The organism is Lentzea xerophila, from assembly GCF_051094245.1.
Lineage (GTDB): Bacteria > Actinomycetota > Actinomycetes > Mycobacteriales > Pseudonocardiaceae > Lentzea > Lentzea xerophila.
Genome location: NZ_CP194934.1, coordinates 3,342,675 through 3,364,730, shown reverse-complemented (window position 1 = coordinate 3,364,730; position 22,056 = coordinate 3,342,675). Strand labels below are relative to the sequence as shown.

Here is a 22,056-nt window from a genome sequence, read left to right as displayed (position 1 = left end):
GCCGTGTTCGAGAAGGTGCTCGTCGCGAACCGCGGGGAGATCGCGGTGCGGGTGATCAGAGCGTGCCGCGAGCTCGGCGTGCGCACGGTGGCGGTCCACTCCACCGCCGACGCGTCGTCGATGGCGGTGACGCTCGCGGACGAGGCCGTGCACATCGGCGACTCGCCCGCGAAGCAGAGCTACCTCAACATCCCCAACATCATCGGCGCGGCGGTCAAGACCGGGGCCGGCGCCATCCATCCCGGCTACGGGTTCCTGTCGGAGGATCCGTACTTCGCCGAGATCTGCGCCGACAACGACATCACCTTCATCGGCCCGCCCGCCGAGGTCATGGAAGCCCTCGGCGACAAGGCGATCGCACGGGGCCTGATGGCGGAGGCCGGCCTGCCACTGCTGCCCGGCACGACGTCCGCTCCCACGTCGATCGAGGAAGCGGTCGAGGCGTCGAAAGACATCGGTTTTCCGTTGCTGCTCAAGGCATCCGCCGGTGGCGGCGGCCGGGGAATCACGATCGTGCGCACACCGGAGGAGCTGCCGGGCGCGCTGCGCGCCACCCGCGCCGAAGCACAGGCGCTGTTCAATGACCCGTCCGTGTACCTCGAACGGTTCCTGCACCCCGCGAAGCACATCGAGGTGCAGATCTTCTGCGACAACCACGGCAACGCGATCCACCTAGGCGAACGCGACTGCTCGGTGCAGCGGCGCAACCAGAAGCTCCTCGAGGAGTCACCGTCACCGGTCATCGACTCCGAGTTGCGCGAACGGCTGGGTGAAGCCGCGGTGCGCGGTGCCCGAGCGGTCGGCTACCGCGGCGCGGGCACCGTGGAGTTCCTGCTGGACACCGAAGGCCGGTTCTGGTTCATGGAGATGAACGCCAGGATCCAGGTCGAGCACCCGGTGACGGAGATGGTGACGTCGGTGGACCTCGTCGCCGAGCAGCTGCGCGTCGCGGCGGGCGAACCGTTGTCGGTCAAACAGGAGGACGTGATCCTGCGCGGGCACGCCGTCGAGTGCCGCATCAACGCCGAGGACCCCGATCGCGACTTCGCCCCCACCGCCGGCGTTCTCGAGGTCTGTCAGCCGCCGGGCGGTCCGTGGGTGCGCTTCGACTCGCACTGCACGTCCGGATGCACGATCCCGCCCAACTACGACTCGTTGATCGGCAAGGTCATCGTGTGGGCCGAGGACCGCGACGCGGCGCTGAACCGCATGGACCGCGCGCTCGGCGAGCTGCGCGTGGAGGGACCGGGAGTGCGGACCACGTCGGACTTCCACCGGACCCTGTTGCGCCACCCCGTCTTCCAGCGCGGCGGTGTGTCAACGGACTTCCTCCGCACCCATCTCGACCTGTGAGCCGGGCACCAGGGCCATCGCCACAACGGCCAGTGCCAGCGCGCCCGCACCCACCCACAGCGCGGGCTCCAGCCCGTCGACGAACCGCTGCGGGGACGTGAGATCGCCGAAGCCGCTGAAGATCGCCGCGAGCATGGCGACCCCGATCGTGGCACCGAGCTGGCGCGTCGCCGCGTTGGCACCCGACGCGATCCCTTGCTCGTGCGGCCGCACCGAGCCCATCAGCACGTGTGCCAGCGGTGCGTAGAACAAGCCCATCCCGATACCCGCGAGCACGAACGCGGGCAGCTGCACCGAGTACGGCACGGTCGGGCTGATCACCGCCGCGTAGTAGGCCAGCGCGGCAGTCTGCAGCAGCAGTCCCACCAGCACGACCGGTTTGCCACCGATCCGGTCGGACAGCAGGCCTCCGATCGGCGCGGCGATCATCGGCGCCGCCGTCCACGCGAGCATCCGCAGGCCCGCCTGCGTCGGGCTGTAGCCCTGAACGTTCTGCAGGAACTGGGTGAGCAGGAAGATCGCGCCGAACACGCCGGCGCCCATCAGCAGGCTGGCGGCGTTGATGCCGCTGAAGGCCCGGTTGCGGAACATCGACGGCGGCAGCATCGGCTCACGGGTTCGCCGCTCCCACACGACGAAACCGGCCAGCAGAACCGCGCCCGCGACCAGACTGGCCAGTGTGGCCGGAGAAGCCCACCCTCCGACGTTGCCGCGGATCAGACCGAACACGACACCGGACATCCCCAGGCTGACCAGGATCGTGCCGACCACGTCCAGCCGGGCGCCGGCACCTCGGCTCTCCCGCAGCCCGCGCAACGCGACCGGCGCCAGGAGCAGCCCCACCGGAACGTTGAGCCAGAAGATCCAGTGCCAGGAGAGATGTTGCACGAGCAGTCCCCCGACCATCGGGCCGGCCGCGGCGGCGACTCCGCTGACCGCGGCGTACACACCCAGTGCGGCGCCACGCTTCTCTGCTGGAACCGCGGCGGTCAGCAACGTCAGCGACAACGGCACGATGACGGCCGCACCCACCCCCTGAGCCGCACGGGCGATGATCAGCCAGTCGATGTCCGGTGCGAGCGCGGCCCCGGCCGACGCCAGGGTGAAGATCATCAGCCCGGCCACGAAGACCCTGCGCCGGCCGAACCTGTCCCCCACCGCGGCCGCGAGCATCATCAGGACCGCGAACGACAACGTGTAGGCGTTCACGGTCCATTCGAGATCATCCAGGGCCCCGCCCAGCTCCTCGCTGATCGTGGGCAGCGCGGTGACGATCACGAGGCTGTCCAGGCCCGCCATGAACGAGGCGAGGCCGGTGATGCCGACAGCCCAGACGCTCGTCCTCCTGGTGGCCTCATCCTTCACCGTGGTCATGGGGGACCCTTCGCCGCGATGCGCTGAAAGCACTGTCGGAAAAGGGTTTCCTGCCTGGTGGCAGACCAAACTGAGGCCTCGGCCAACGTCTCAATCGCCTCCGCGCGACTTTGCGCCCGTCGACGTCACGTTCTTCACCGGCACGCTCGAGCCGAGGCTGAGCGGCGCGAGTCAGGCCAGCTCGGCCAGCAGCGCGGCGAGTCGTTCCGGCTCCGACCAGAACGGCGAGTGGCCACCGTCGATCTCCAGGACCTTGGCATCGAGCAACTCCCGGGCCATGGCGGCGTTCCACGTGCCGTCCGCGGCACGATCGTCACGGCACGACACGTAGGTGGTCGGCACCTTGCGCTCCGGCAGATCCGGGCAGGTCTGCCGATACAGCAACGTCGCGTCGGGGCGCAACCGGCCGGCCGCGTCGGCGGCGTCGGCCGGGAGGCAGTCGTGGTAGAACAGCTCGGTCGCGTCGGCCGGATCCAGGACCAGGCGAGCGGACTCGTCGAAGGTGGCGCGGGCGAGCACCTTCCGCATCGGCTCGGGGAACGGCTCGAGTCCGTTGTCCGCCCAGGTGGTCCCTGGCCGGCGCACCAGGGCGGCGAGCAGGACGAGAGAGGTCACCGCGGGGTTGCCGGCCGCCAGTGGCGCCAGCAGCCCGCTCATCGAGTGCGCGACCAGAACGACGTCGGACCGGGTTGGGAGGGCGTCTTCGATCGCCGCGAGGTACTCGTCCTGGCCGGCGCCGGCGGTGTCGGACGGGAGCTGTGGACACACGACCTCGTGACCGCGCGCCCTCAGGTGCTCGGCCACCCTCGCCCAGCACCATGGGCCGTGCCAGGCACCATGCACGAGGACGAAAGTCCTCGGCTTCTCGCTTTCCATGAAGATCAACGGTACCCCGGCCGGCCGCCGCACCGGGTGAGGTGGAGTCGGTCGAGTACCCGCGGCTGCACTTCTTGCCCGGACGGACATACCTGCCTGACGGTGTTTGGAGAGCCCCACCACGTCAGCAGGTCGGCGGCAACCGCCCGGTGTGACCGGATGTTTATCCGGTCGCCGCAGGTGAACCCGTACACGAACGTTCGCGTGGAGGGGCGGTTCCGTGTCGAGTGGACAAGCGAGGGCTGGCATGGCGGGAACAGGCACTGGACCGTGGTGGCAGGGCGCGGTGGTGTACCAGATCTATCCGCGGTCGTTCGCGGACGGCAACGGGGACGGTGTCGGTGACCTGGACGGTGTGCGCCGCCATCTGGACCATCTGCAGGACCTGGGCGTGGACGCGATCTGGCTGTCACCGGTGTACTGCTCCCCCATGGCCGACGCCAGCTACGACATCAGCGACCACACCGACATCGACCCGGTGTTCGGCGACCTCGCCGCCATGGACGGCCTGCTCGCCGAGGCGCACCAGCGCGGCCTGCGGGTGCTGATGGACTTCGTGCCGAACCACACCTCCGACCAGCATCCCTGGTTCGTCGACTCGCGCTCCTCCCGCAGCAGCCCCCGGCGTGACTGGTACATCTGGCGGGACGAGCCGAACAACTGGCGGGCCGCTCTCGGGGCGGGCAGTGCCTGGACCTGGGACGAGCCGAGCGGTCAGTACTACCTGCACCTGTTCCTGCCGGAGCAGCCCGACCTGAACTGGCGCAACCCGGAGGTGGTCGACGCCATGCACGGGGTGCTGCGGTTCTGGCTGGACCGCGGCGTCGACGGGTTCCGGATCGACGTCGCGCACTGCATCGCGAAGGACCCGGACTTCGCCGACGACCCTCGGTGTGCCGCGGGCGAACCGTTGTCGGACTTCAACGACCAGCCCTACACGCATGAGGTCCTGCGCGGCATCCGGCGGCTGGTGGACTCCTACCCCGGCGAACGGATGGTCGTCGGGGAAGTGAACATCCGGTCCACCGAGCAGGTCGCGCAGTACTACGGCGCGGGCGACGAGCTGCACATGTCGTTCAACTTCCCGCCGCTGGACGCACCTTGGGATCCCGTGGTGTTCCGGATGTGCGTGCGCGAGGTCGAGCACGAACTGGGAACCATGGCCGCGTGGCCCACGTGGGTGCTGTCCAACCACGACAACGAGCGGCACCGCACCCGGTACGGCGGCTCGATGCGGCGGGCCCGAGCGGCTGCCGTGCTGCTGTTGACTTTGCGCGGGACACCGTTTCTGTTCCAGGGCGAGGAGCTCGGCCTGGAGGACGCCGAGATAGGGCCGCGGGAGCGGGTGGATCCGGGTGGCCGGGACGGGCCGCGGGCACCGTTGCCCTGGCTGGCGGAGCCACCGCACGGCTGGTCAGGAGGCCGGCCCTGGTTGCCTTTCCCGCCGGACGCCGGAGAGTTGTCGGTCGAGCGTGCGGCCGGCCAGTCGCCCTCGCCGCTGGCCCTGTACCGGCGGTTGATCGCCGAACGCCGGCGCAGCCGGGCGCTGCGGGAGGGTAGCTGGGAGGAACTGCCGTCGCCGCCGGAGGTGCTCGCGTACGCACGCCGCGCCGGCGACGAGATGTGCGTCGCCGCGATCAACTTCGCCGACGGACCGAGGACGTTGAGGCTGGACGGCGCCTGGCGCGTGCTGGTGGCGAGCGCCGACGCGGACGAGGGCGACCGCTTCACGGGCCGGATGGAGGCGGAACAGGGCCTGCTGCTCGCTGCGGACGGGGCGTGACCGGCTGTTGTCCGTGTAGTTCACCCGTGGCGGATCCACCGGAGTACCAGCCAGACCACGACCAGCCCGGCGACCGCGGTGAGACCGGATCGGGCCATCACCGCCCGCTCCATGTCGGCCTGCGCGTCGAGCGCCTTCTCGTTGTGCCGCCGGGCCTTCGGTCGCTTGCTCATCGTGCCTCCTTGGTCCGCGAATCGGCCGCGCGCCGCAGCAGGTGCTCGAACACCGTGGGGTCGTCGGAGTCCACGACGGGGTATCCGGCGCCCTGTTCGCCTTCCCAGTGCAGCTCGATGCCCGGGTTGTGCACGTCGTAGCCGTCGGCGAAGAACAGGTGCGGGCTGCCCTGCACCGCATCGCGGTGGGTGCGGTAGTCCCGCATCATCGAACCGCGCGCACGTCCGTCGTCCAGTGCCTCACCGAGTTCGGTGGCGTCGACGTGCGGACAGCCTTGCGCGACGTCGACGATCTCATGCCGCAACGAGATGCACCGGCTGTCGCGGAACAACGCCACCCGCAACGCCATGTCGAGCTCCTCCGCTGCCTGGGCCGACTGGAGCTTCGCGGCATGCACGGCCTCGTTGGCCGGTGCCGTCGTGACCGGCCACTCCGAGGGGTCGCCCTGCCAGTTCTTCCAGCCCAGCTCCGGCTCGAGCGCGCCGACGACCGGGATCTCCGCGTCGAGGAACTTCTTCGGAATCGCGAAGGAGTTGACGTCCTCCAGCAGGAAGCACCGGTGGTCGAGGTACACCTGCTCGTCGAGGCCGAGGTCGGCACGGGTGCGCAGCAACCGCACGATCGCGACGGTGGACCACGCGCAGGCGATGTCGGTGTAGATCACGATAGTCCCGGAACGCACCTCCGGCCGCGACATCACACCCTCCTTTCCTCGGCGAGGCCACGCAGTACGGAACGGTTGCCCTGACGACCGCACCCGAAACCGGCGCGGCTCCGGGGACCTGGCTTGTGAGAGCTGCGTCCGGTCGCGCCTGGTGCCATGAAGTGGTCAATCGGGCACCGTGCGACAGGGGGACACACGATCAGACCACCATGACCACGACGTGGTTCACCAGGCGGACGGCGGGAATCCTGCCGCCATGGTGGAGCGCTGGTATCGCAACGGGGTCATCTACTCCCTGGACGTGTGCCTGTTCCAGGACTCCGACGGCGACGGCGTCGGCGACCTGTCCGGCCTCATGAGCCGGCTCGACTACTTGTCCCGGCTCGGCGTCGACACGGTGTGGCTCAACCCGTTCCACCCGTCACCGCGGCGCGACGGCGGCTACGACGTCACCGACTACTACTCCATCGATCCCCGGCTGGGATCTCTCGGTGACTTCGCCGAACTGCTCGACCACGCCGACGAACGGGGCGTGCGCGTGATGATGGACCTGGTCGTGAACCACACCAGCGACGAGCACCCGTGGTTTCGCGCCGCACGTGCCGACCGGAACTCGCCGCTGCGGGACTGGTACGTCTGGTCGGACACCGAACCCGCCGACCGCTGGGAAGGTTCGGTCTTCCCCGGCACCGAAACAGGAACCTGGACCTACGACGACTGCTCGGACGCCTGGTACCGGCACCGGTTCTACCACTTCCAGCCAGACCTCAACACGGACAACCCCGCGGTGCGCGCGGAGATCCGCAAGATCGTCAGCTTCTGGTCGCGGCTGGGTGTGTCCGGGTTCCGGGTCGACGCGGCACCGTTCCTGGTCTCGTCGAGGTCCGGCCAGGACTTCAGCCTGCTGCGGGACATCCGGGAGACCGCGTCGTGGGAGCGCCGGGACGCGGTGGTCCTCGCCGAGGCGAACGTCGAGGACGGCGAGGTGCTGGAGTACTTCGGGCACAGCGACAACCGGGCGAGCAGGGCGCTGATGCTGTTCAGCTTCCGGCTCAACCAGGCGGTGATGCTCGCACTGGCACGGTGCGACGGCGGTCCGATCGCGACGGTGCTGCGCGAACTGCCGGATCTGCCGCAGAACGCGCAGTGGGCCACGTTCCTGCGCAACCACGACGAGGTGGACCTCGGCAGGCTGCGACCCGACGAGCGGGACGACGTGTTCGCCGCGTTCGGGCCGGAGCCGGACATGCAGCTGTACGGACGCGGCATCCGCAGGCGGCTGGTGCCGATGCTCGGAGGTGACCGCCGCCGCATCGAGCTGGCGTACAGCCTGCAGCTCACCCTGCCCGGCACGCCGGTCATCCGCTACGGCGACGAGATCGGCATGGGCGAGGACCTGAGCCTGCCCGAACGTGAGGCGATCCGCACCCCGATGCAGTGGTCGGACGCGACGAACGCCGGGTTCTCCAGGGCAGCCTCCCTGATCAGGCCGGTGATCAGCACCGGACGGCACCGCTACACCGAGGTCAACGTGGCCCGCCAGCGCAGCGACCCGCACAGCCTGCTCACCTGGTTCGAACGCATTCTGCACACTCGACGCGAGTGCGAGGAGATCGCCACCGGCGAGCACGAGGTGCTCGACATCGGCCCACCGCACGTGCTCGTGCACGTGGCGCGCGGGCCGCGCGGCATCATGCTCTTCGCGCACAACCTCGCCCCGGACGCCTGCCGGGTGTCCGTGCCGCCGCTGTCGCCCGAGGAGGAGCCGCCGCAGAACGTCGTGGCGGACGGCCCCTACGACAACGACATCGACCTGCTCTCGCTGGAGCTCAACGGCTACGGCTTCCGCTGGATCCGCCTGGCCGACATCCCGTGGTCCTGACGCCGGTCACTATGGACGGTGGCGCAGGATCGCCCCGACGCCCTGGAGCACCTTGATGTCGTCCCCGACGACAACGTTCGCGCCGGTCACGGCAGCCGCACGCGTCAATGCGTCGTCGGCACGGTTGCGTTCGACGGGACCTGACTCCACATCGGACTGACGGACGCTGGCCTCGTCCACACTGACCTGGTCAGGCTGACCGCTCGTCCACACCAGCTGGTCCGCGAGCACGTCGGTGTTGACGACCAGCGTGTCCACATTGGCCTGACGCAACGCGTCGGTCACCTGGGCGAGGCCTTCGACGGCGAGCCCCTCGCGGCCGAGTTCGGCACGGAACCGTTCGACGATGTCGGCGTCGTGTTGTTGCTGGCGCTGCGCCACGAGAGCGCGCACGGCGTTGTCGAACTCTTCCTCGTCGGTACCTCCTGCCAGGCCCGCTCCCTCGATTTCCACGACGAGATCGTCGTCGAGGCCGAGCTCGTGCCGCACCGCGCTGCGTGCCTGCACTTCGCCGCCGAGCACGACGAGTTCGGCGTGCACCTCGTCGACCAGCCGTTCCACCGCGTCGGCCACCTGCTTCGCGTTGTGCTTGACGGTGTCCTCCACGCGCTGCTGCAGCCGTTTGTGGGCCCATCCGCCCCCACCGACCTTGTGCAGCGGGTGCTCCTTGCCGCGAACGGACTCCACCAGCTCGACCTGCCCGTCGAACGAGTGCAGGTCGGCGCCGGACGAGTCGGCGACAACGACGACGTGCGGCACCGGTGGCGGCAGGTAGGAAGCGAGCGGCAGCAGGTCCGGCAACAACGAGAACCGCGTGGTGTCGGCCGGCGGCGGCACCGGCAGCGTCTGGTTCACCACCACGCTGGAACCCGCGGCGATCAGCACGCGCCCGGCCTTGCCCGCGGGAGGCTCGGCGGCGGACACGGCCTCGTCCAGCGCGGCCAGCGTCTCCTCCGGTGCACCCTCGTCCGCGAGCCGGTCTCGCAGTCCCCGCCACCGCAACTCGGCGACCTTGACCGCGTCCTCCGTGTCATGCGACGCGTCGAGGTAGACCGACGCGAACGGACCGGGTGCGAGGGCTAGATCTCGCAACTTCGACATGTCCATGTAGCGGTGTTACCCGGCACGCGGACGCGTACACGGCAACCGCCCGCGCAGTTGCGCCACGTACGGGGATTTCCGGCCAAGCCCCAGCCGGTGGCCTGGTGACCGCCGCCGTTTCGCGACTCACGTCCCGGGTATTGCCCTGGAAGAACGTCTTCAGGGAGAGGACGCAGTCGATGGCAAGCCGCGACGAAGCCTCCGCCGAGCCGCCGCTCGTGTTGATGGACCTGGACGCCAGCACACCACCGCTCGCCGCGATACGGCGCCGGATCGCCGACGCCTTGGCGGACCTGTCCACGCACGAACGGCATGCCGTGCTGCTGGTCGCCACCGAACTGGTGACCAACGCCTACGAGCACGCCTGGTTCGCCTGCCAGATCCGGCTGTGGCGGATCCGGCGGCCGGATGTCGTCCTGGTCGAGGTCGACGACATCTCTCCCTATCCGCCTGTGCTGGGCCTGTCGCAACTGGACGAGACCCGAGGGAACGGACTCCGGCTCGTGGACAACTTCACCACGAGATGGGGAACGACCGCCCAGGCGGCAGGCAAGACCGTGTGGGCCCAGATCGGCCTGCACAGTCCTATCGACGCCGCTGCACCGACGGGTTGCCGCTGAAGCCGGCTACTCGCTCGCTGGATGGCCCTGGAGCAGCCGAATCGCCTCCGGCACGCTCGGGCACACCACGAGCACGTCGAGCACACCGGCGATTTCCAGTGGTTTCAGCACAACGCTCTGGTCGGCCACGACCACGAACGCGGTACCGAGCTCCTGCACGCGTAGCTGTTCCTCGATCAGCATGTTGATACCGGTCGACCCGATGAACGTCAGCGCACCGAGATCGAGCACCAGCGAAACCGGATGCCGGTCGAGCTGCTTCGCCAGCTCCTCACGCACCAGGTCGACGCTGGAAATGTCGATTTCGCCGGCTGCGCGCGTGACTACGACCCCATCCACCACTGTGGTGGTGACGTTGACGAGATCTTCGGCGTCGAACCCGTCCATTGCGACGCAACTCCCCGTTGTCGCTGCTCCAACCGACCCAGGCGGTCCTCCCACAAATGCATTGCTCTCCGATGGACGTTACGACCAATCCGGTCTTGCTACAACCCGTGAGACCTTCTGACCGTCAGTAGTTGACCGCTCAACTCAAACGACGCGGCACCCGGCGCGAGTCGCGCGTTTCCGCTACCCGGCCACGGGTAAACAACCGCCATGAGCACGAATGTCCGAGTCATGCCCATGGCCGACCGCGAGTACGCGGCGGAGGTCCACGAAGGCATGGAGACGACCACGCACCACGTCGTGTTGTCCCAGGATTTCCTCGACGACCTCGCACTGTCCGAATTCGACGAGACCACCCTCGTCGGCGAGATCCTGCGGTACCTGCTCGACCGGGAGCCCAACACGACAGTCCCACATGAACTCGATCCCGCCGCGCTCGTCGGCCAGGACGCCGAGTTCCTGCCGGAGCTGCGACGGCGCATGGGCGCGGCGTGAGAAAACGGCACACGCATCAGCCGTAGGCCGGCGGGCGCGAGGTTCTTCGAACTTTCACCGAGATGAGCACGAACGTCGGTGCCTTCGGTCGCCGAGGGCCGGGTCCTCACCCTGCCCGCCTCGGCCACCGTCGCAGCCGTGGCATGTGGCGTGGTGGCGCTGCTCTGAGAATGCCCGCACCGAGCAGCGCCCGCACCGTCGTCACGACGGGCACGGCCAGCACCGCGCCGATGATGCCCGCCTGACTGCCGCCCACGGCAACGGCGAGAATGATGGCCAGCGGGTGCAGGGTGACGGCACCGCCCATCAGCAGCGGCTCCAGGACGTTGCCCTCGATCTGCTGCACCAGCACCACCACACCCAGGATGACCAGGGCGGTCACCGGTCCGCCGCTGACCAGCGCGACCAGCACGCACACCGCGCCGGACAACAACGCGCCCACCAGCGGAACGAAACCGCCGAGGAACACCAGCGCCGCCAGCGGCAGCACCAGCGGCACGTCCATGATCCACAGACCCAGGCCGATGCCCACGGCGTCGATGATCGCGACCGCGATGGACGCCCGCGTGTAGGCCGACAGGTCGCGGAAGGCGTGCAGGCCACCGCGGTGCACGCGCAGCCGCCACTCGCCGGGCACGGCGCGCAGCGCGAAGCGCCAGATCCGGCGTCCGTCGTAGAGCAGGAACAGGGTGATGAACAGGACGAACACCAGCCCGCCGAGGATCGACCCCGCGCTGGTGAACACGCCCCACGCGCCAAAGGCCAGCGACTCGCGATTGCGGGCCAGCCACTCGCGCGCCTGAGTGAGCGCCTCGTCACCCCAACCGACGCCGGACAACTGGCCGCGCAGCTGGGCGAGGCTGTCGTCGAGCTGCGTGCGCAACTCCGGGATAGCGCTGACCAGCGAGCTGACCACGAACGTCAGGAACCCGCCGAGCACGGCGATCGCGGCCAGCAGGACGAGCGCGGTGGCCAGGGCACGCGGCAGACCTCGCCCCGACAGCCACGACACGGCGGGCGCCAGCAGGGCGGCCAGCAGGACCGCGATGGCGAACGGGACCACGACCACCGCCAGTCGCGCCAGCAGGTGGCAGACGGCCCACACGGCGACGCCGATGATCAGCAGCTGCAGGCACACCAGTGAGGCCGCACGCAGCCGTTCACCCGCGTTCACATGGAGAGGCTTCCGCGTCCGCCTGACGGTAAACCTCTGGTCCCGAACCATCTCTTGATGGACGGGAGCACTGCGGCGGTGACCGCGCGTCGTCCACGTCACGATTTCATCGGTTGTCCGTACTCAGCTGTGGCGAATTGCACTGATCACAGCCATGCGACGGCCTCCACTGTGGAGGCCCAGGCGGCCGTACCCAGGGCAGGAGAAGTGTTACGGCCGAGGCGTGAACGTTCTCACGTTTGGACACCGCGCAGCCGCACCTAGGCTTGTTGACTGTCCGGGCCACGATGTCTGGCCCAAACCCCCGTTCGAGGAGTTGTACTTTGCGGCGAACTATGCCGCCGATGTTCCGTGCGCTGCGCCATCGGAACTACCGCCGATGGGCCGCCGCGGACCTCATCTCGGTGACCGGCTCATGGATGCAGGTCATCGGCCTGAACTGGCTGGTGCTCGAGCGCACGGGATCCGTGACCTCGGTCGGGTTCTCGGTGCTGCTCAGCACGCTGCCCGCCGTCCTCCTCGGCCCGTGGGCGGGCGCGCTCGCCGACCGGTTGCCGGTGCGCCGGATCGTGCTGGTCTGTCAGACGTTGCACGCGGTGCTGGCCGGCACGCTCGCGTTCGCCGTCTGGTCCGGCCTGCCGATGGCGTCGATCTACGCGCTCACCTTCACCGCCGGGCTGATCTCCGTGTTCGACGGTCCCGCGTTCGGCCGGCTGAGCAGCCAAATCGTGCCGCGGGACGGACTCGCCAACGCGGTCGCGCTCGGCTCAGTGATCAACTCGGTGGGCCGGATCCTCGGCATGAGCACGGCGGGAGTGCTGACCGCGCTCGTCGGCGCACCGATGTTGTTCGTGCTCAACGGTCTCAGCTTCGTCGCCGTCATCGCCACCGTGCTGACCATCCGCAGCGCGGAGTTCCACCCGCTCGCCACCAGCACCCCGAACCGCGCGGGAGTGTGGGACGGCCTGCGGTACGTCGCCACCAGCGGCCGTCTGCTGCTGCTCGTCACCCTCGGGTTCGTCCTGTCCTGCCTCGGCCGCAACTACCAGGTCACCATGGCGGCGATGAGTGCGGACGCCGCCATGTACGGCGTGCTGTCGTCGGTGTTCGCCGCCGGAACCGTCATCGGCGGACTGGTCGCGGCGGCACGGAGCACGCTGTCCGTGCGGCTGCTGCTCGTGGCCGCCGGCTTGGCCAGCCTGCTGCAGGCCATCAGCGGCGTCATGCCGGGATCCATCACGTTCGCCATCGTGCTAGTGCCCATCGCGGCGGCGGCGGTGCTGATCGACACCACGATGAGCGCCCGCCTGCAACTCGACTCCGAGGACGGCATGCGCGGCCGGATGCTCGCGATCAGCGGGTCCGTGGGCGCCGCCGCGGGCGCGATCGGCGCTCCCCTGCTCGGCTGGTTGTGCGAGCGGGTCGGAGCGAACACGACGCTGGTGCTGGCGGGCACCGTGACCCTGCTCGTCACGCTGAGCGCGGCCACCCTCTTCGGCGCGTCACCGCAACACCGGACGGCACTCGCCCACCGGGTGCTGCGCCGGCAACGCGGCGTCGCACACCCGGCCGGGCACCCGCAGCAGCCCACGCCGCGCACGCGCCCGCGCCGCCGTGCTCGGGTGCGTGTGAAGCCCAAGGTCAGGGCTTCGCGACAGACCTGATCGTGAACCCCGGAATGGCTGGGAGGAGGCAACGGGCACGGATAGCGTCCGCACACATGCCCGGTGTCCCGCAGCGCCCTGGTCAGCTCCCCGCCGAGTTCGGGGGTCAGCCGGCCGGCCAGTTCGAACCCGAGCTGGCCGGCGACGTCACCGGGCGTGCAAACAGGGGCCGTGAACAGTCCGCCCAGGACTCCGCGAGACAACGTCGATGAGGGCAGCTTTCATCAACCTCACTGCCGGGCGGGCTGGGCGCCCGGCCGGTCCGCGTCAGCCCGTCAAGGGGTGATCACCGCGGCGTAGCCCGCGCGGACGTCGCTGTCGGAAGGGCTCACGTACTTGTTCGGCGGCGGGCCGTCACCCGAGGCGAAGAAGATGCTCGGGCAGCTCGTGCCACCGATCTCCACCCTGGTCTCCACCACGACCTTGCCGGTCCGCAGCTCGTACGCCTTGACCGGGATGGCGATCTTGCGGAAGGTCACGCTGCCGGACCGGCCCGTGCTGGAGCTCCGGTACGGGCAGGTCTCGGTCGGGGCACCGAACTCGGTCTGGCCGGTGCACACCACGAGCACGGCCTCGCCGACGTCGTGGGTGAGCCAGTCACCGGGCAGCTTGTCCACGTACTGGCGGTTGCCCCAGATCACCGCCCGGTTGACGGCGCCCCTGCGGAACTCGGGCGCACCGCTGTACGCGGCGGGCCGGGCGCAGTAGCCGCCGTGCAGGGTGCGGACGTGCGCCAGCTCGGCCGCGAGCCTGGCCTTCGTGACACCTTCCTGCGCCTTGCCGGTCAGCTCGTGGCCGGGGTACTGGTCGAGCAGCTGCTGATACCGCTGCTGGGCCAGGCGGAAGTCGTTGACCGCCATCCGCGCGTCACCGCACCCGAGGAGCGCAGGGGGTGCGACGCGCGCCACCACGGCCGCCGCCCGGTCCAGCCCGTCGCCGGTGGGTTTCCGCTCCTTCAGCCAGTCGGTGAGCGAGCTGGTGCGGCAGGCGTCCTTCGTGGGCAGGCCGCCGAGGAACCGGTCCAGCGCGACGTCGACCATCCTGTCGTGGCCGGGCAGCTCCGTCAGCACCGCGCCGAGGTCGCGGAAACCTTCGCCCAGTGCGGCCGTGTCCCCCTCGACCAACGAGTCGTCGAGCCTGGCCGACGCCCGCTCCAGCCGCCGGCACGCTTCGACGGTCCGGTCAGTGCGCACGGTCATCGGCGCGTCGACCACGCGGTGGCCGAACCACACCTTCGCCAGCTCGGTCTCCGCCCGCGCGCAGTCACCCTCCTGCCGGGCCTCGGCGACGTGTCCCTCGAGCCGCGCGGCGTCGAACCGCACCAGCCCGAAGACCAGCAGCACGGGAACCGTGACAGCGAGCGCGATCCGCCGGTGCCCGCGCACCACCGAACCGTCCCGCCCTCCGCCGAGGTACCAGCCGTGCAAGATCATGGCCGCCCACCACACCACCACCGCAACCTCGGACCACACCGACGGCACGGCGGCGACGACGATCAGCAGCACGAACGTCACCAGCATGGTCTGGAAGGCCAGCATGCGCCGTCCCAGCACCAGGTAGCCGACGCCGAGCAGGGAGGCGTTGCCGATCGCGGCGGCCACCGCGTCGCGGGGCCGGAACACCGGCTCCGGCGCGAGGACCGGCTGGTCCCGGGACCAGCCGGTCGATCCGAGCAGGACGGCGACCTGTGGATCGTCGACCCGGCTGGTCTGGTCCTCGGGCAACATCGGCTGATCCATGGTGGTCCCTCCCTCGCGGACACCGACCATGGTTCCGCCGCGGTGGGCCGTGATCCACACCGTGACCTGTTACTGCCATCGGGCACGTCTCGCACCGTCGGCCGCACGAAGTCCTTTTACCGCACCAGGGAGAGCAGCCGGAGCTTCAGTGCACGCGCAGCACGATCTTCCCGGTGGCGCCGTTCGTCTCGCCGCGCCGATGCGCCCGAGCCGCCTCGTCGAAGGAGTACGCCGAGTCGACCGCAACGCGAAGCCGGCCGGCGTTCACCAGCTCGACGAGTGCGTTGAGTGCCACCTGATCCGGTTCCACCAGGAAGAACCGGACGGCGATGCCGCGTCGCTGGGCCTCGGCGACGACCTTTTCCTCCGGCGGCAGCACGGAAACCAGCACTCCGCCGTCCGCGAGCACGCGCAACGACCGCATGCCGTAGTCACCGGCCACCGGATCGAACACCACGTCCACCGGGTCGTCCGCGAGCACCTCGGCGAAGTCGGCGCCGCGGTAGTCGATCACCTCGTCGGCGCCCAGCGCGCGCACGAAGTCGTGTTTGGCCGCACTCGCCGTGCCGATGACGTGAGCGCCGAGGCTCTTGGCGATCTGCACTGCCAGATGACCGACCCCGCCCGCCGCCGCGTGCACGAGAACCCGTTGGCCGGCCGAGACCTTCGCCGTGTCCACCAGACCTTGCCAGGCGGTCGAACCGGTGAGCGGGAGACCCGCCGCCTCCTCGAACGTCATGCTCGCGGGCTTGCGCACGAACTGGCGGGCGGCGGCGGTGACGAACTCGGCGTAACCGCCGGGCAGCGCGGGGAACTTGGGCATGCCGAGCACCTCGTCGCCGGGAGCGAACAGGGTGACTCCCGGCCCGACCGCCTCGACCACACCGGCCACGTCGTAGCCGAGGATCATCGGGAACTCGTCATGTCCCAGACCGCCCTGTCCGCTGCGGGTCTTCCAGTCGCAGGGATTCACTCCCGCCGCACGCACCCGTACGAGGATCTCGGTGAGCTCAGGCGCGGGCCTGTCCATCTCCCGCAGCTGCAACACTTCGGGCTCGCCGGGTCGTTCGGCGACGACGACGCGCATGCGGCCGTCAGCGGTGCGCGCGCTGACCGGCGCGAGGCCCGGGTACTCGGGCGTGCGCAACAGGCGATCTCCGAGTTTCATACCGTTCCTCCTGCGTCATCGGACGTAGCACTCGTCATGTCGGCGATTCGCCGCTGGACCTCGGCCGGATAGTTGTGGGTGAAGGCGGTTCGGCGCGGGCGGCTGTCGTCCGTGGGCAACAGACAGTCGTATGCCTTCAACGGGCCCGCCGCCGCCTGCCTCTCAGCCGGGCTGTAACCGAGCATGAGGGGAACGATCGGCTTCTCGTCGACCACGTGCTGCCGGTTGGTCGGGTGGGACCGGGTGGCGAACGCCCACAACACCTCGTTCGCGTCGGTCGGGTCGACATCGTCGTCGAGCAGCAGCACACGCGACGCCCACATGCCCGCCTTGGACTTGGCGACGACCTCCGCGACGGCGCGGTTGAGCTTCTCGGAGTCGAGCCCGGTGCGCTCGTTCCAGTCGCGAGGCACGGTCACCACCAGGAAGTGGAGTGCGCTTTCCAGTGAGTACCAGACGTCTGTCACCGGCAAACCTGTCTGGCGGAGCTGGTACAGCAGTTCCGCCGACGCCGTGATCCCACTCGCCGTCTGGGTTTCCTCCACCGGCTCGCCCGCCACGACCACGGGAAGGACCGCCTGGTCGCGATGGGTGATGGCGCTGACGTGGTACACGGGAAGCGGGCGTGCCCCGCCGGAGATGTAGCCGGTGTACTCGCCCATCGGACCTTCGAGCGCCGTCTCCCCCACCGCGACGTGACCCTCGATCACGATCTCGGCGTCGGCGGGCACGTGCAGATCGACGGTCTTGCAGCGCACCAACGACTGCGGCTGACCGAAGTACCCGCCCAGGAAGCCCACCTCCTCGACTCCGTCCGGCAACGCCATGCCCGCGACGAACGGCACGGCGGGTTCGGCGCCCTGGACGAGCGCGAAGGGCATGGGGCGCCCCAGGTCGACCCACTGGCGGTAGATCTGGCCCAGGTGCTGGCGGAAGTGCAGGATGCCCGTCATGCGGTTCCGGTCGAGCTGCATGATGCGAGCGATCGACCAGTTCGTCCAGCGCCCGTCCGGGGTCGCGACGATGATCGTGCCCCAGGTGTTGATGTACGGGCCTCCGTCGCCGTCGTGCAACAACGGAACCGGCAGCCGGGTGAGGTCGGCGTCGTCGCCGAGCAGCACGTTCTCTTGACAGGGACCGGAATCCACCACGACCGGCGCGATCGGGGGCACCGATCGGGCGTCGGCGAGGGCGCGCACGATGTCCGGACCGGACGACGAGACCGGCAGCCCGAGCGACAACGCGATCCTGGCGAACGGAGCGCCCGGCACGGAGCTCAGCGCACCGGGCGCGCCGAGGATCCGGAAGCCGCCGTCCCGCCCGCGGACACGGGTGAAGAGCGGTGCGGGCGCCGACTTGTCGTAGCAGTGCCGGATCGCCGCTCCGACCTCGAGGTCCAGATCGACCTCGTGCGGCCATTCCTGGAGATCGTCCAGCGCGATCAGCGCGTCGATGTACTCACGCAGGCTGTGCAGGCGCCGCAGGTTCACGTTTTCTCCTCGTGGTCATCTGCCCGTCCCAGCGCGACGAGTACTCGTTGTCCGCGATGCCGAGCAGATCCAGAACTCTGTTCACGCTGTGACGCACTATGTCGTCGATCGATTCCGGCCTGGTGTAGAAGGCGGGCATGGGTGGGGCCACGATGGCGCCGGCCTCCGTCACGGCGACCATGTTCCGCAGGTGGATCAGGGAAAGCGGGGTCTCCCTGACCATCAGCACCAGACGTCGTCGTTCCTTGAGTGCGACGTCCGCCGCACGCGGCAGCAGGCTGTCACTGTTGCCCATCGCGATCTGGGCGACGGTTTTGACGGAACAGGGCGCGACGACCATGCCCCTCGTGATGAACGAGCCGCTGGCGATGGCGGCGCCGATGTCGTTCGGCGCGTACATCGTGTGGGCGAGGTCCGCGACGTCGTCGACCGTGAGGTCGCTCTCGTGCGCGAGGGTGAGCCGGGCGGCCCGGGACATCACGACGTGGGACTCGATGTTGTTGGCGCGGAACATCTTCAGCAGCTCGACCGCGTACACGATGCCCGTCGAGCCACTGATGCCCACGACGATCCGGTCAGACATCGTTGTCCCCCACTATCTTGCGCTCGGTGAGCCGCCCTGTCTTGATCAGGTCGACGACCTCCTGGATGTCGCGGTCCATGCGGCGTCCGCTGTGCATCGGAGCGACCCGTTCGCGCACAGCACGAAGCACCGCGGCCGTACCGGATGCCGCCGCCTCGACACCTCGCAGTTCGACCGCTTGACACGCGGCGAGCAGCTGGATGGCCGTGACCTCCGTTACCAGTTCCAGGACCGTGCGGGCGTCTCGCGCAGCGATACCCGACATGCTGACCTTGTCTTCCATGTGCGATTCGGTCGATCGGGAGTGCACACCCGCGGGCGCACACAGCTTCAGCGCCTCCGCGGTGAGGCCGGACGCGACGATCTGCATTCCCTTGAACCCGTGGTGCAGTGCGGCATCCGGTCCCGTCGCGAGGTCGTGCGGCACGAGATTGGCCGGCAACCCGTTGTTGAACTTCTCGTCGACCAGCAGTGCCAGCTGCCGGTCCAGCAGATCCGCGACGTTGGCCAGGGCCGGCTTGAGCGAGTCCATCGCCTGCGCGATGTGACCCGCGTAGAAGTTGCCGCCACTGTGGACGGTGACGGCCGCGCTGTCGAAGAGCGGGTTGTCGTTCGACGAGTTGATCTCGGTGTCGACCCAGCGCGTCACCCAGGACGCGGTGTCTCTGAGCACGCCGATGACGTGGGGCGCGCACCTGATCGAATAGCGGCTCTGCGCGACGGCGCGACCTGTCCCGTCGTCGTGGACGCTGTGGTCGAGTGCCAGGCGTGACCCGTCGACGTAACTCATGATCTGTTTCGCGCTCGCCACCTGTCCCGGGTGTGGCTTGCGTTCGTTGATGAACGGCGCGAAGTGGCCACGGTTGCCCAGCAACGCCTCGGTCGCCAGCGCCGTGGCCGCCTCGGCGGCCGCCACCAGGTCGCCCGCCCCGCCGGTCACCAGCGCGGCCAGGGCCGTGGAGAACGAAGTCCCGTTGACCAGCGCGATGGTGTCCTTCGGTGCCAGGCGCAGGGGTTCCAGGCCGAGTTCGTCGAGCACCTGTCGCGCCGGGCGAGGCGCACCCCGGTGGTAGACCTCCCCTTCCCCGACGAGCGGGGCGGCCAGGTAGCTCAGGTGCATCAGGTCGCCGCTGGCGCCGACCGATCCGCGCTCCGGGATGAGCGGCAGTACGTCGTGCTCGAGCAACAGTGCCAAGCGGTCCACCACCGCCGGGTCGATCGCGGAATCTCCCCGCGCCAGGCAGTTGAGCCGCACCAGCATCGTCGCCCTCGCCAGCTCCGGTGACGCGATCGGGCCGGTTCCGTTGAGGTAGGAGGTGATCAGCAACTGCTGCAGCACGGGACCGGAGGCGGGGTCCGACTTCCGCCCCACGCTGTCCCCGAGACCGGTCGTCACGCCGTACACGGGTGCTCCCGCCGCCAGCAGGTCGGACAGCACCTGACGCGACGCGGTCATCCGGTTCTCGGCGGAAGGTGTGAACACGATGCGCGGACCTGGCTGTGCGGACGCCTGACACACGCCCAGGACGGTGAGACTCTCACCGTCGATCTTCAGCTGCATGGCGTCACGCACCTTCGGCGAAAGGCACGGATCGCGCCTGCCACAACTCGTCGAACGGCGCCGCGACCCGCTTCTCCAGATACGTGACTCCGCGACTGCCCGCCGTGCCCCTGGCGTCCCCCAGCGTCCACGCGACCAACCGCACGTGCTGGTTCAGGCACTGCCAGACCGCCTCCGAGAGGTTCAGCATCGATTCCGCCACGCGCCGGACGATGTGATCCGAATCCACGCTCCGGAAAATCTCACTGATCTCGAACCCGTTCGCGGCAAGCAGTTTCTCAAAAGCGTCGAACAGCACGCTCTTTCCCGTTCCCGCCATGCCCAGCACCTGCCGGAGCTCGTGGAACTGGGCGGACTGCACGCCACTGGCACTGCCGAGCAGGGGGCGGAACGCCGCGAAGGAACCCACTCGCATCGAATGCAGCGCCGTCATCGAAGCGCCCAGCAGGTTCAACAGTTCCCCGGCACGCCGCAAGTTGTCGTCACACCGCCTCAGGTCGTGACCGGAAGACGAGGAGCCCATGACGGCAGCCGCCTCGTTCAAGTCGACCAGCACCTGCCGCAGCAGTAACTCGCTGCACTGATGGACGACGATGAACAGGTGTTCATCGCCATGAACCCAGGGGTCCTCGGCAGAAGATCTCGGGCTTTGCAGATCCAGGAGTACATCGAGGTTCAGATACTGGGCGTAGTGACTTCCGTCAACTCGACGAGAGGAGAACATCGACACATCCCCAAGAGATCGTATTAGAACCAGAGATTCGAACTCGAACGACTAGTGCATCTCCAGCTTTGCGATTTCACGCACCAGCGCACCACTTTTCTTCGACGCGGATCCAGGAAACCGCAGCACCGCTCTTTCCCGCTTCGGTACAGGTCTGCTCCGCGCCCGAACGCTGCAGTAAAACCTACAAACGTTTCGCGAGAACCGGGGCGTCCATCCCACTGGATGGCACAGATCGAGCGTTGAATCTTCGGTTCGGTCAGCTGGCCGACTGCTCACGCGCCAGATACCCGGCGGCCTGCAACTCCCGCACCGCGATGTCGGTGATGCGGCGCACCCGTGCCGCGGCGGTGTCCGGCACGAACCTCTCCACCGGTCCGACGACCGCGATCGCCCCCAGCAGAGTCCTGCCAGGACCCCACAACGGCGCCGCGACTCCCGTCATCCCGCTGATCCACTCACTCCGGTCGAACGCAAGACCGTTCCTGTCGACGTTCGCGAGTTCGGCGGCCAGCCGCGTCTCGGAGGTGATGGTGGCGGACGTGTAGGCATGCAGCTTTCCCGTCCGGCGCAGCGACGCCGGTTCGGAGCAGGCCAGCAGCACCTTGCCTCCAGCCGTGCAGTGCAGCGGCATCATGCCGGGGAGCTGTCTGACGAGTGAGTTCGAACGCCGGCCGTGGACTTGTTCGACGACACGGCCCATCTCGCCGCAGCGCACCACGAGCTGTACGACTTCGTGGGTGAGCTCGTACAGCTCCGCCAGGCACGGCAACAAGACCTCGCGCATGCCCTCCGTCCGGGGAAACTGGACGGCGAGCGCCAGGTCCGCGATCTTGGTGGTGAGCAGGAAGTGGCCGTCGACCATGTCGACGAAGCCGGCTTCGCGCAGGAACTTCACCATCCGATGGGTGGTGGACTTCGGCAGCTCGGTGTGGCGAGCGAGCTGAGCCAGCGACACCGGTGACGTGTACGCAGCGAAGGCCTGCAGCACTTGCAGCACCTTCGTCGCGGCGGTACGGCCACCTCTCTCGCCATCGGCGACGGAGTACTCCAGTGCGGACTCGCACTCCGCGTACCCGCCTTGCTCGACGTTCATCCGTCCTCCAGCTCGCACACCAAGCCCGACGTTGCACACCATCGGATGATCAGGAAAGCGACTTCGACCGGCTGCCGACGGTTCAGCGGCACTCGCACGGCGCCTCACGCCGCGGTTTCGCGGCAGAGAACGATTCCGTTCCGGCTGC

General features: G+C 68.9%; 20 protein-coding genes. 6 read left to right on the top strand and 14 right to left on the bottom strand.

Annotated elements, in window-relative coordinates; genetic code table 11:
- Nucleotides 1-3 precede the first annotated feature (3 nt).
- Nucleotides 4-1,353, top strand: a complete 1,350-nt coding sequence (gene accC, locus ACRSBM_RS16025; protein WP_434444188.1) for an acetyl-CoA carboxylase biotin carboxylase subunit — start codon at nt 4-6, stop codon at nt 1,351-1,353.
- Here the strand turns inward: accC and ACRSBM_RS16020 are convergent.
- Both ACRSBM_RS16020 and ACRSBM_RS16015 read right to left on the bottom strand, forming a co-directional pair.
- Complete coding sequence (locus ACRSBM_RS16020; protein WP_434444187.1) at nt 1,318-2,727, bottom strand: DHA2 family efflux MFS transporter permease subunit; 1,410 nt, start codon at nt 2,725-2,727, stop codon at nt 1,318-1,320. The genes accC and ACRSBM_RS16020 overlap by 36 nt on opposite strands.
- 171 nt (nt 2,728-2,898) lie before the next feature.
- A complete protein-coding gene (locus ACRSBM_RS16015) occupies nt 2,899-3,603 on the bottom strand; it encodes an alpha/beta fold hydrolase (protein WP_434444186.1) in 705 nt (234 codons plus the stop codon).
- Nucleotides 3,604-3,850: 247 nt separating this feature from the next.
- Here ACRSBM_RS16015 and ACRSBM_RS16010 point away from each other — a divergent pair, with 247 nt between their 5' ends.
- Nucleotides 3,851-5,386, top strand: coding sequence for an alpha-amylase family glycosyl hydrolase (locus tag ACRSBM_RS16010; RefSeq protein WP_434444185.1), 1,536 nt, complete (start codon nt 3,851-3,853; stop codon nt 5,384-5,386).
- 20 nt (nt 5,387-5,406) lie between these two features.
- Here the strand turns inward: ACRSBM_RS16010 and ACRSBM_RS16005 are convergent, their stop codons facing one another.
- Entirely contained in the window at nt 5,407-5,559 is a 153-nt protein-coding gene (locus ACRSBM_RS16005; RefSeq protein ID WP_434444184.1) for a hypothetical protein, read from the bottom strand.
- The gene (locus ACRSBM_RS16000) at nt 5,556-6,257 is read right to left on the bottom strand and encodes a DsbA family oxidoreductase (protein ID WP_434444183.1); all 702 of its coding nucleotides are present in this window, start codon (nt 6,255-6,257) and stop codon (nt 5,556-5,558) included. Before ACRSBM_RS16000 ends, ACRSBM_RS16005 begins: the two co-directional genes overlap by 4 nt.
- 223 nt (nt 6,258-6,480) lie before the next feature.
- On the opposite strand from ACRSBM_RS16000, the gene ACRSBM_RS15995 reads away from it, so the two are divergent.
- Nucleotides 6,481-8,106 carry an alpha-amylase family protein gene (locus tag ACRSBM_RS15995; RefSeq protein WP_434444182.1) on the top strand — a complete coding sequence of 542 codons (1,626 nt, stop codon included), beginning with the start codon at nt 6,481-6,483 and terminating at the stop codon, nt 8,104-8,106.
- Between the two features lie 9 nt (nt 8,107-8,115).
- Here the strand turns inward: ACRSBM_RS15995 and ACRSBM_RS15990 are convergent, their stop codons facing one another.
- Nucleotides 8,116-9,213, bottom strand: coding sequence for a Vms1/Ankzf1 family peptidyl-tRNA hydrolase (locus ACRSBM_RS15990; RefSeq protein ID WP_434444181.1), 1,098 nt, complete (start codon nt 9,211-9,213; stop codon nt 8,116-8,118).
- A gap of 173 nt (nt 9,214-9,386) precedes the next feature.
- Here ACRSBM_RS15990 and ACRSBM_RS15985 point away from each other — a divergent pair, with 173 nt between their 5' ends.
- Nucleotides 9,387-9,827 (top strand): ATP-binding protein, encoded by a 441-nt coding sequence (locus tag ACRSBM_RS15985; protein ID WP_434444180.1) that lies wholly within the window; start codon nt 9,387-9,389, stop codon nt 9,825-9,827.
- A 6-nt stretch (nt 9,828-9,833) separates the two neighbouring features.
- On the opposite strand, the gene ACRSBM_RS15980 is transcribed toward ACRSBM_RS15985, so the two are convergent.
- Nucleotides 9,834-10,214, bottom strand: a complete 381-nt coding sequence (locus ACRSBM_RS15980; protein ID WP_434444179.1) for an STAS domain-containing protein — start codon at nt 10,212-10,214, stop codon at nt 9,834-9,836.
- A gap of 210 nt (nt 10,215-10,424) precedes the next feature.
- Between ACRSBM_RS15980 and ACRSBM_RS15975 the strand changes: the two genes are divergently transcribed.
- Entirely contained in the window at nt 10,425-10,709 is a 285-nt protein-coding gene (locus ACRSBM_RS15975) for a hypothetical protein (protein WP_434444178.1), read from the top strand.
- A 106-nt stretch (nt 10,710-10,815) separates the two neighbouring features.
- Here the strand turns inward: ACRSBM_RS15975 and ACRSBM_RS15970 are convergent, their stop codons facing one another.
- Nucleotides 10,816-11,883: an AI-2E family transporter gene (locus ACRSBM_RS15970; RefSeq protein ID WP_434444177.1), complete on the bottom strand. Its 1,068-nt coding sequence runs from the start codon at nt 11,881-11,883 to the stop codon at nt 10,816-10,818.
- Between the two features lie 344 nt (nt 11,884-12,227).
- Between ACRSBM_RS15970 and ACRSBM_RS15965 the strand changes: the two genes are divergently transcribed.
- Complete coding sequence (locus ACRSBM_RS15965) at nt 12,228-13,547, top strand: MFS transporter (RefSeq protein ID WP_434444176.1); 1,320 nt, start codon at nt 12,228-12,230, stop codon at nt 13,545-13,547.
- Between the two features lie 275 nt (nt 13,548-13,822).
- Here ACRSBM_RS15965 and ACRSBM_RS15960 read toward each other — a convergent pair whose 3' ends face one another.
- The 7 genes from ACRSBM_RS15960 to ACRSBM_RS15930 form a co-directional block, all read right to left on the bottom strand.
- Nucleotides 13,823-15,286, bottom strand: coding sequence for a hypothetical protein (locus tag ACRSBM_RS15960; RefSeq protein WP_434444175.1), 1,464 nt, complete (start codon nt 15,284-15,286; stop codon nt 13,823-13,825).
- Between the two features lie 145 nt (nt 15,287-15,431).
- Complete coding sequence (locus ACRSBM_RS15955) at nt 15,432-16,454, bottom strand: NADP-dependent oxidoreductase (RefSeq protein WP_434444174.1); 1,023 nt, start codon at nt 16,452-16,454, stop codon at nt 15,432-15,434.
- Nucleotides 16,451-17,944: a UbiD family decarboxylase gene (locus tag ACRSBM_RS15950; protein ID WP_434444173.1), complete on the bottom strand. Its 1,494-nt coding sequence runs from the start codon at nt 17,942-17,944 to the stop codon at nt 16,451-16,453. Before ACRSBM_RS15950 ends, ACRSBM_RS15955 begins: the two co-directional genes overlap by 4 nt.
- A complete protein-coding gene (locus tag ACRSBM_RS15945) occupies nt 17,913-18,527 on the bottom strand; it encodes a UbiX family flavin prenyltransferase (RefSeq protein ID WP_434444172.1) in 615 nt (204 codons plus the stop codon). The genes ACRSBM_RS15950 and ACRSBM_RS15945 overlap by 32 nt, the downstream gene beginning before the upstream one ends.
- The gene (locus ACRSBM_RS15940; RefSeq protein ID WP_434444171.1) at nt 18,520-20,088 is read right to left on the bottom strand and encodes an HAL/PAL/TAL family ammonia-lyase; all 1,569 of its coding nucleotides are present in this window, start codon (nt 20,086-20,088) and stop codon (nt 18,520-18,522) included. The genes ACRSBM_RS15945 and ACRSBM_RS15940 overlap by 8 nt, the downstream gene beginning before the upstream one ends.
- 4 nt (nt 20,089-20,092) lie before the next feature.
- Complete coding sequence (locus tag ACRSBM_RS15935; RefSeq protein ID WP_434444170.1) at nt 20,093-20,812, bottom strand: tryptophan 2,3-dioxygenase family protein; 720 nt, start codon at nt 20,810-20,812, stop codon at nt 20,093-20,095.
- 259 nt (nt 20,813-21,071) lie between these two features.
- On the bottom strand, nt 21,072-21,908 hold the full coding sequence (locus tag ACRSBM_RS15930; protein WP_434444169.1) for an IclR family transcriptional regulator: 837 nt from the start codon (nt 21,906-21,908) through the stop codon (nt 21,072-21,074).
- Nucleotides 21,909-22,056 lie beyond the last annotated feature (148 nt).

Bases quoted from the DNA above. Each gene is read 5' to 3' on its own strand.
- ACRSBM_RS16010 (WP_434444185.1), top strand. From the start codon at position 3,851: ATGGCGGGAACAGGCACTGGACCGTGGTGGCAGGGCGCGGTGGTGTAC.
- ACRSBM_RS15935 (WP_434444170.1), bottom strand. From the start codon at position 20,812: ATGTTCTCCTCTCGTCGAGTTGACGGAAGTCACTACGCCCAGTATCTG.
- ACRSBM_RS15985 (WP_434444180.1), top strand. From the start codon at position 9,387: ATGGCAAGCCGCGACGAAGCCTCCGCCGAGCCGCCGCTCGTGTTGATG.
- ACRSBM_RS15945 (WP_434444172.1), bottom strand. From the start codon at position 18,527: ATGTCTGACCGGATCGTCGTGGGCATCAGTGGCTCGACGGGCATCGTG.
- ACRSBM_RS15980 (WP_434444179.1), bottom strand. From the start codon at position 10,214: ATGGACGGGTTCGACGCCGAAGATCTCGTCAACGTCACCACCACAGTG.
- ACRSBM_RS16000 (WP_434444183.1), bottom strand. From the start codon at position 6,257: ATGTCGCGGCCGGAGGTGCGTTCCGGGACTATCGTGATCTACACCGAC.
- ACRSBM_RS16015 (WP_434444186.1), bottom strand. From the start codon at position 3,603: ATGGAAAGCGAGAAGCCGAGGACTTTCGTCCTCGTGCATGGTGCCTGG.
- ACRSBM_RS15965 (WP_434444176.1), top strand. From the start codon at position 12,228: ATGTTCCGTGCGCTGCGCCATCGGAACTACCGCCGATGGGCCGCCGCG.
- ACRSBM_RS15930 (WP_434444169.1), bottom strand. From the start codon at position 21,908: ATGAACGTCGAGCAAGGCGGGTACGCGGAGTGCGAGTCCGCACTGGAG.
- ACRSBM_RS15995 (WP_434444182.1), top strand. From the start codon at position 6,481: ATGGTGGAGCGCTGGTATCGCAACGGGGTCATCTACTCCCTGGACGTG.
- ACRSBM_RS15975 (WP_434444178.1), top strand. From the start codon at position 10,425: ATGAGCACGAATGTCCGAGTCATGCCCATGGCCGACCGCGAGTACGCG.
- ACRSBM_RS16005 (WP_434444184.1), bottom strand. From the start codon at position 5,559: ATGAGCAAGCGACCGAAGGCCCGGCGGCACAACGAGAAGGCGCTCGAC.
- ACRSBM_RS16020 (WP_434444187.1), bottom strand. From the start codon at position 2,727: ATGACCACGGTGAAGGATGAGGCCACCAGGAGGACGAGCGTCTGGGCT.
- ACRSBM_RS15955 (WP_434444174.1), bottom strand. From the start codon at position 16,454: ATGAAACTCGGAGATCGCCTGTTGCGCACGCCCGAGTACCCGGGCCTC.
- ACRSBM_RS15940 (WP_434444171.1), bottom strand. From the start codon at position 20,088: ATGCAGCTGAAGATCGACGGTGAGAGTCTCACCGTCCTGGGCGTGTGT.
- ACRSBM_RS15990 (WP_434444181.1), bottom strand. From the start codon at position 9,213: ATGGACATGTCGAAGTTGCGAGATCTAGCCCTCGCACCCGGTCCGTTC.
- ACRSBM_RS15960 (WP_434444175.1), bottom strand. From the start codon at position 15,286: ATGGATCAGCCGATGTTGCCCGAGGACCAGACCAGCCGGGTCGACGAT.